Raw genomic sequence first — 8,761 nt, 5'->3', positions numbered from 1 at the left:
CTCCCCCCTTACTCCCCCCTTTCAAAGGGGGGCTGGGGGGGATGGGGGCTGGGGGGGATGGGGGTTGGGGGGGATGGGGGCTAGGGGGGCTACACGGAAACCGTCAGCAACTTGTCGGCTTGTTTCGCCGTTTCAAAGAAATAGGCGACATTCTCCTCCGGGGTCTTTTGCAGGACGCCGTGGCCCAGATTCAGGATGTGACCCCGGTTTCCGGCCTTGCGAATGGTGTCGAGGATACGATCGCGGATCAGTTCCTTCGACCCGAACAAAATGCCGGGATCGATATTGCCCTGGACTCCCAGATCGCGCCCGATGCGGTTTCTGGCCTCGCCCATGTCCACGGTCCAATCGACGCTGATCAGGTCGGCGCCGGACTTAGCCATTCGCTCCAAAATGCCCGCGCTGCCGTTGATGTAGAGGATCAGGGGGGTTTCGGGGTGACGCGCTTTGACGCGATCGAACACCTGTTTTTGGTAGGGGAGGGCGAAGATTTCGTAATCCTGGGGACTCAACTGGCCGGCCCAGGAGTCGAACAGTTGCACCACCTGGGCGCCGGATTCGATTTGATAACAGGCGTAGGCCGCGATCGCATCAGCCAATTTACTCAGGAATTGGTGCAGCAGGGCGGGTTCGGAAAATGCCATACTTTTGATGATGCGATAATCCTTGGAGCTCTTGCCCTCGATCGCGTAAGCCGCCAGGGTCCAGGGCGCCCCGACGAAGCCCAAAACCGCCGCCTCGTTCCCCACTTCCCGCCGCAGGGTTTGCAGGATTTCCTTGATGAAGGGGAAGGATTCTTCCGGTTCGATGGGACGCAGTTGGTCGATTTGGGACTGGCTGCGGATGGGCGGATCGATGATCGGGCCTTTGCTTTCGACGATATCGAAATCAATGCCAATTCCCGGCAGGGGAGTCAGAATGTCGGAGAACAGGATCACGCCGTCGGGTTTGAAGGCCCGGAAGGGTTGCAGGGAAATTTCGACGGCGATATCGGTTTTTTCGGAACGTTCGCGGAAGGAGGGATATTTTTCCCGCAGATCGCGATAGGCTTTCATGTAGCGACCCGCCTGCCGCATCATCCAAACGGGGGGGCGGTCCAGCGCTTCACCGCGTGCCGCACGCAATAGATAGGGAATTTGGGTCGAGTCGGTCATTTTAATGAATTAACGGTACTGAATGAGTGGAAAGGATTTTTTTTATTGGCAGTCGCCGGGATAGTCAGGACAAAAGCTGATAGCTGACCATCGCGCGATCGTCCACCGATCCTTATGGTGTCAGGACTTGTCCCCCTTCTTCGTGAAGAATTGTGACGTTGTTTCCTCCTGGCGGCGGGCGAGTCGTTGTAACTTCGTCGTCAGGCGTTCTTTGAGGGTTTGGAAATAGGCGGCGGTTTCCTCCAAACCGGACGCCCGGGCGTATCGGATCAGGGGTTCGAGTAGCCAAGATTCCGTGGGGGTAATTTCGGGTTTGAGGGTGCCGCGCCGCAGGTTCATTTCTACCCACTGGATGCTGGATGGGGTGTGGGTGCCGTGGGCGGCGACGGTGGCGATCGCTTCTTGAAATATCACTTCAAAATCTTCTCGCAAATCGTAGGCCCGCACCATCTGCCCGACCCGGAACACCCGATGCAGCAGTTCCCGGATCTCTTCGGCGGGGGCGGATTCCAAGACTTGTCCGGCATTCAGGGGGGTGAATTCTCCCCGGTCATCGATCGCGCAAATTTGCCCCAGCAGATTCGAGGTGAGGTTGATCAAAGCCTTGTCAAATTCGAGGCGGGTGGCGGAACTGTAGGGCGCCTGTTCAAACCAGCCATTTCGATCTTCGGCGAGGATTTCCAGGCAGCGTTGGCGGGTCCGGGCATCTCCCCCGGCGATGCGCGTCTGTCCCTTCGGCCCCGGTCGGTACAGGGTTCGAGCCCCGCCGCCTTCCCGCAGTCCGGTTTGGATGGTGATGCCCCGCAGCAGGCGGCAGACGACTTTCGGCATCGCGTCGGGCCACAGTTCCGGGAGGCGCCCGAACAGGATGGCTTCTTCGATTTTCTCGACGAAGATTTGCCGGAACCGCTGAAAGTAGATGCCGTTGGCACAGAGGATAAATAGGGGTAAGGGGGGCTCGGGTTGCAGGAGTTGTCCGGCGTCGTGGAGTCGCACCGACAATTCTACGATGCCGGTGATCACATCCAGAATTTGGTCGGGGTTGGTGCAGACTAATACAATTTCGGGCAAGTCGCCGGACTCGCAGCAGGTGAGGAGGTCGGGTTTGAGAAAGCGATCGCACGCTATATTGTGAATGCCCTCGGGGGTGGCGATCGCGATCTGGCCGGACTCTCGCAGGCTGGCGGCACTTTTGGAGTGGCGGCGTTCGATAAAAAAGGTATCCTCGTCGAGTTGGGCGAGTTCCCGGGTGAGGTGATAGAAAAATCCCACGCCCAGGGCTCCGGGGGGTAAAATGCCGATACTGCCTTTTTGGATAGCGGTCACGGTTCAGTTGTCCTCGAGTTCGGCTAGGATTTGATGGGCGCGTTGCAGTTCGGAGACTTTCAACATCAGCCGCATGGGATCTCCGGCCGTGACGGTGCTGCCGTAGGTGTATTCTATGTTAATTCCGGCGGTGGCGAGGGCGTGGCTGAGGCGGGAGAGTTGACCGGGCCAGTTGGTGAGGCTGACGGCCAAAACGTCGGCTTCGATGATATAAAATCCCTGTCGGACTAAATCGGTTTTGCACTGGGGCGGGTCGCTGGCGATCAGTCGGATTACGCCCTGTTCGATATTATCGATCAAGGAAATGGCTTCGATGTTGATGTCCAATTTGGCGATCGCGCTGCTGACGGCGGCGAGGCGTCCGGGGTAGTTTTCCAGGGCGATGGTGAGTTGGCGTTTGATTTCTACTTGCATGGAAATTGGGAGGGTTGAACGGGGGCGATCGGTTCGCCGGTGTGACGTTTATTCATTATATTAATAAATCGGGAGTGGGGAGAGATCGGAGAATCTGAGTTTCTCTGTTTGACACAAGGTGGATCGGAAACCGGGTTTCTATGAGGGTTGATTTTTGTCCCGGAAAGATGCTTTTAGAAACCCGGTTTCTAGGTCGGGGCATTAAACCACCCAGATGAAAAAATAGGTGCCAGGACCGATCGCCAATCTTCGTCATGTCGAATCTCCAAAACGTGGTAGTTTAAATTATATTTGAGATCGTCCCTTTTGATGCGATCGCGTTCCCGTTTTTCGGGGTCATCATGGGCGGAACCGTCGCAGAAAATGGCGATTTTTTGGTCCCAATAAATGAAGTCGGGTTTGATATTCGCTTCGGGGATGAAGGGTTGGGCGGCGTCGGGGAGCGGCAAACCTTGGTTGTATAATTCATCTAAAAATTCCCGCTCGAAGGGGGAGTTGGGATCGGTGCGATCGCGCAATTTTTGATACTGTTGCTGTCGAGAAATATCGTCGATGTGGCGCTCAATTTTGCTGGTTTGGAGCCGCTCCAAGTGGGACTTGATGATGCGGCGATCGAGCAGCGGGTGGTCGAATTGGTTGCGGTAGGAAAGCAGGCATTCATAACAGGCTTTAGTACAACTTTTCTTTTCCTCAATGAAATGGCAGATATCCATCGCTTCCGCCGCCAGTTGTTGGAAGGCTTTGGGATTTTCCAGGATTTGCGAGAGCACCCCCGCGCCTCCCTCAGAGGCTTCCCAAAATAGCAGATATTCTCCCTTCCCGAGACGTTCCGAGGCGAGTTCGTTGTCTTCCAGTTTGTAGACGGCTTGAATTGCCCGCTCGATCGCATATTGAAAACTCGCCAAAAATTCCTCCGCCTCCTCTTTGGGAATATCGCAGGGTTTGATCAGGAGTACGTTGCAGACATCCTCCACCATCAGATAAACTTCCGTATGCAGATTTTCTAAATCCGAAATTTCCGGCTTTTTTTTATCCTTTGATTCCCAATATCCCGTGGCAACATTGAGTTTGAATCCCCGCTCTTCGCCGGACCGCAAACCGCGATTGATGCGCCGAATTTGTGCGGTGTCTCCGTAGGTGAGTTCCAGCAGTTTCCTGCCGTCTTCGGCGACGACATCGGCGACTTCCTGTCGGCGTTCTTGGAAGCGAAAATGGGTCGTGATATTATAACCGGATTTTAGCCGCTCCTCTTCGTCGCAGGTGATGCGTTCCTTGGGCCGGGTGAGCATTGTCTCCATCGGCAATATCCGATTGTGTTTTGCCCAGTTGCCGCGGCTGTCGGCGGTCAGTTTCGCGCCGCAGTTTTCGCACAGGTCCAGTTTCCAGTCCTCGCCGGTGTGGAAATATCCGCAGCGGGGACACATCGCCATCCGCTGGTAGGCGCTTTCGATGCCTTTGACGGGGATGCGGGTTTTGTGAATTTGAAATTTATTGCCCTCGTAGTAGAGGATATTGCCGGGGGCGAATTCGCGGATGGCGACGACTTTGGGGCGGGAAATAAACTCGCTTTTATTCCCGGCGGGGATGTAGGCGCGGACGGGGAGGCGGGGGAAGTTGTAGCCGGGGAGGAAGCCTTCGGAGGCGAAATAACGGTAGGGATAAAATTCGAGTTGGGATGCGTTTTTGTTGCCATCGACCTGGGCGACTAATAGGGCAATTTGCCGTTTGGCTTCCCGTTCGAGGGCGTCGGCTTTTTGTTGTTCCAGGTCTGAGGTGAGGCCCTTTCTGTGGCGATCGCTCGCCTCCCGGGAAATGGTAAGCTGGGTGACGGCATCGCGATACAAATTCCGCCAGCGATCGCACGCTTGGTCAAAACGGATCAGGGCATTGTCGATCGCCTCCCACAAAAAATTATCGGTGCACCAGGTGGCATTTTCCAAGTCTCGACGACAGAATTTATCCTTAAAAATTTCTTTCGCAGCCTGAAAGCATTTCTCCTTCTGTTCCGATGTCAATCTCAGGTGATTTCGCACCGACTCTTTCAGGGGGTAGTCGCCGGCATCGAGGTCGAGAATTTGGTTCATAGACTTTTCAAAATAAACCCCCGTGTAAGCCAGCCAGAGGGAATGGATGTGGGACTCGATCAGATCCCGGTTGCCGAGTTCGAGTTTCGGCGGCACCACCACCCCGGCGACCATTTGCTGGGGACGTTTGAAGAAATATTGGTCGTGTCCGCTACCCGCCGAGGCGTAGGTGATGACCAGGGCTTCGAGCCCGCTGCGTCCGGCCCGTCCGCTGCGTTGGGCGTAATTGGCGGGACTCGGGGGCACGTTCCTCATGTGGACGATATTCAGATCGGCGATATCGATACCCAATTCCATCGTCGGCGAACAGAATAGGGCCGAGAGTTTCCCGGACCGGAACTTGTTTTCTCGGTCCTGCCGATCGCCGATCGCGACCTGGCCCGTGTGCTCGCGCCCTTCCATATTTTGGATCTCCGCACCGCCGCGATCGTAAAAATTGCGGAAAAATCGATTCACCTCCACCGACACGTCTTCGTCACCCTGGAGGCGTTTCGAGGCCATCGGATCGGGCCGGATGAAGTCCACATTTTGCGATCGCCACACGAAGGCATCAACCCGCAGTTGCACTTTGTCGCCCTCCCGGACTAGATATCCGCTGTCAGCCAAAGCTGCAATCAAGTTTTTGATTAAATTCTGATATTCAATTTCCGAAAGGTTCCGTCCCCACAACGGCCAGGTTTGGGCGCTGCGGAGGAATTTGCCAATTTTGCTGCGGGGGGTGAGTTTGACTGTATATTGCTTAGTTTTGGCTGTGGAAGTGGAAGCCCAGGGGGCTGGAACGAGGTCTTCGGACTCATCAAAACACCAGGGATCTTTAATCGCTTGCCGCACCTCTTTTTTGAGCTGTTCCACCCGCTGAGGTTGCAGCAATTCCGCATCCAAAACCCGATCTTTGCGAAGTTGATCTAAGACAGCCGCGATCGCATGGTAGCGCTGTTGGGGACTGGCTTGCAGCAAAATCGGATCGGAATGTTTTTGCCACAAATCGACATGGGCGCAGATGTCCTCCAAGCCATCATAATCGATCGCCAACAGGCCGCACTGTTCCAGGTTGGGTTGCACGATGCGCCACCCCCGCCGCAAGTCTTCATACAGTCGGTATTCGATCAGTTTGTGGAAGGCTTTCTCATTGCGGCGTTTTCCCGAACCATATTCGGCTACTTCTGTAGCATAGTCGGACTGGGGTAGGTTCATCTGTTCCACCACCGCTTGGGCGAGTTGTTGTTGGGTGAGGGTCTGGTTGGCTTTGATGGCCCCGTTGAGGGAGGTTCGCAGCAGGCTGGTTTGCACGAAATCGTTGAAATGTCCGGCCTGCAGGGAGGCGTCCTGGCGGTTGTCGGTGAAACTGAGAATTTTTTGGGCCTGGGGGGAGACGGCGCCGCTGGTTTTTAGCCGGTTGACGGCGGACAGGCAAAGCAGGGTTGTGGCGGTGCTGCGGCCTTCGGTGCTCAGGCGGGAGAGTTTGGTAAATTCGCTTTTGCGCTTGTCGTGGACGATGCCGCAATTTAAACAGGTGAGAAAGGGTTTGGGCACGAACCAGAACGCCGTGCCTTTGGTGAGGGAGTCGGTGACGCGGCCGTTGGGGAGGACTTGCAGTTTTTGGGGGATAAATTCGGCGTATTCTTTTTTCGGAAATCGGCCTTTTTTCTTCGTTTCTCTAAACCAAGTATCCGGGAGACGATCGCGATCGCTTTCTTCCCACAAACCGGGCTCGGCGAGGGTGAGATAACCACTCTGAATGTCGGCGTCATCGCCGGTATTTAAAGCGGTGGGAATCAGGGGTTTGACTTGGTTGCGATCGCGATCATACTCCACCAAATAATAATCTTGGCCGCACTCCCGGCAAAAGGCAAGGGGGTACAAAAGGCGATCGCTATCCGTGGCGTATTTTCCCTCTAAAGTGAGCTCCCGTTTCTCCCTCTTCTCGGCGGTGGCGTAGACGCTGCCCCCCTGGGAAATAAACTGGTGCAGGCGAAACGCCAAACCCCGGGTTTTGCTTCCCCACAACAACACCCGCCGCAGAATATCCGCGCAGAGCTCCCCGTCGGCGCCGGTTTCCGTCGCCAATTTCGCCGCCCCCACCGCCAGGGATATCGGCGTCCGCCGCACCAGGTGCCCCCCTTCCGACTCCAACCCGAAATTCACCTCCACCCAGGCGGCTAACGGGTGAGTTTGAAAGGCTTCTAAAGTCTGTTCAGACTCCGGCGGCAGTCCGGTTTCCAAAGCTGCCGCGAGTTCCGCCGCGGTGGGGTCCGGGCGCCGGATGCTGCGTTCGAGGGTTTCGTCGATGACGTTTTCCGGCGTCACCTCCACCCCGAATAACTTACTGGCGACGGCGGCGACGGTTTGGTTGCGGTCCGTGCGGGTCCCCTTGGTGGACATGGTGGCGCTGGTGCCGATGCAGAGGAGGTTTTGGCCGCACCGCTGCTGCAATTTCCGAATCAGAATGGCGACGTCGGCCCCCTGGCGCCCCCGGTAGGTGTGGAGTTCGTCGAGGACTAGGAATTTGAGGACGGGGGAGGCGACCAATTTTTCTTCGTGGACCCGACTCAGCATCAATTCCAGCATCATATAATTGGTGAGGAGAATGTGCGGCGGGTGCTGTTGCACTTTGATTTTATCGGCGAGGCTTTCTTGTCCGGTGTAGCGTTCGACGCGAATCGGGGTGTTTGGAACTTCTTTTAAGTATTTGTCAAATTCTTCTTTTTGGGAATTGATTAAAGCGTTCATCGGGTAGACGAGAATGGCGCGGACGCCCTCGATTTCCGGGTGGCGCAGCAGGTCGTCAAAGATGGGGACGACGTAGGTCATGCTTTTGCCGGAACCGGTGCCGGTGGTCACGACGTAGGGTCGGTTATTGCGGGCGGCTCGAAAGGCCTGTTCTTGGTGGAGGTGGAAGTTATATTTGCGAATATAATTGGGGAAGTAGTCGCGACATTTCGGATGCAGCAAACCTTCGTCAATTAAACGGGTCACGCCGCCGCCTTTTGTGTAGGCAGGGTTGAGTTGAACCAGGGGATCTGGCCACAGTAGCCCCCGCTTCAATTCGCGATCGACGAAGGCTTTGATCTTCGGATCGCGCAGTTTTAAAAAGCTTTCGATATAGTCCCGATAGTCCGCGATCGCTTCGTCCCGCAGTTTGAAGATATCCAGGGGCGATCGCGCCTCATTTTCCGCTATAATTTCTGTAGATAAAGGTTGCTTTTCTTCGATTTTTTGTGCTATAATTTCTGTGGGAGCGATCGCTTCAGTTATCGCGGGCGATCGGCCCTGCCTGCGATCGCTCCAGGTCATCAAGTCGGCGGCGAGGCCGTCGCTGACGGTATCGATATTGATGATATTCCAAAAGTCGCCCGTATCCCAACTGTCCGGCGCGTGGGAAAAGAGATGGTCGAGGGTTTCGGCCGGGAGGCGATCGACTCCGGTGCAGTCAATTTCGAGCTGTTTTTGAGCGATTAGCATCAAAAATGGGGTCAGCATTTCGCCCTGTTTTTTCAGAAGTTCTTGTAATGTAATTGGGATTGGCATGGCACTTTTAGGTTAGAGAATTAAACCATTTCAAAGTCCCTCTCCCTCGGGGAGAGGGATTTAGGGAGAGGGCCCTCAACCCTTCCCCAAGTTTTGATTAACATCAAAATAAATCGAACGGATATCACCATTAAATTTGGCGACGTAATCGGCTCTAATTTTATGAATTTCTTCGACAACTGGATCATTTTTCACGAATCATCCTCCCGCAGTTATTATAACTTCCCCAATCATCTTCAGATGATTTCGGCTATT

General features: G+C 55.1%; 4 protein-coding genes. All 4 read right to left on the bottom strand.

Annotated elements, in window-relative coordinates; all coding sequences use genetic code 11:
• Positions 1-89 precede the first annotated feature (89 nt).
• Complete coding sequence (hemE, locus tag AC0QHF_RS14245; protein ID WP_324704886.1) at positions 90-1,154, bottom strand: uroporphyrinogen decarboxylase; 1,065 nt, start codon at positions 1,152-1,154, stop codon at positions 90-92.
• A 120-nt stretch (positions 1,155-1,274) separates the two neighbouring features.
• Positions 1,275-2,480, bottom strand: a complete 1,206-nt coding sequence (locus AC0QHF_RS14240) for a hypothetical protein (RefSeq protein ID WP_324704885.1) — start codon at positions 2,478-2,480, stop codon at positions 1,275-1,277.
• A gap of 3 nt (positions 2,481-2,483) precedes the next feature.
• On the bottom strand, positions 2,484-2,894 hold the full coding sequence (locus tag AC0QHF_RS14235; RefSeq protein WP_324704884.1) for a hypothetical protein: 411 nt from the start codon (positions 2,892-2,894) through the stop codon (positions 2,484-2,486).
• 188 nt (positions 2,895-3,082) lie between these two features.
• On the bottom strand, positions 3,083-8,506 hold the full coding sequence (locus AC0QHF_RS14230; protein WP_324704883.1) for a DEAD/DEAH box helicase: 5,424 nt from the start codon (positions 8,504-8,506) through the stop codon (positions 3,083-3,085).
• Between the last annotated feature and the right edge of the window lie 255 nt (positions 8,507-8,761).

It is taken from the genome of Lyngbya sp. CCY1209 (assembly GCF_055795065.1).
The sequence above is the reverse complement of the archived record's forward strand: the minus strand, read 5'-3'. Positions and strand labels throughout refer to the sequence as shown.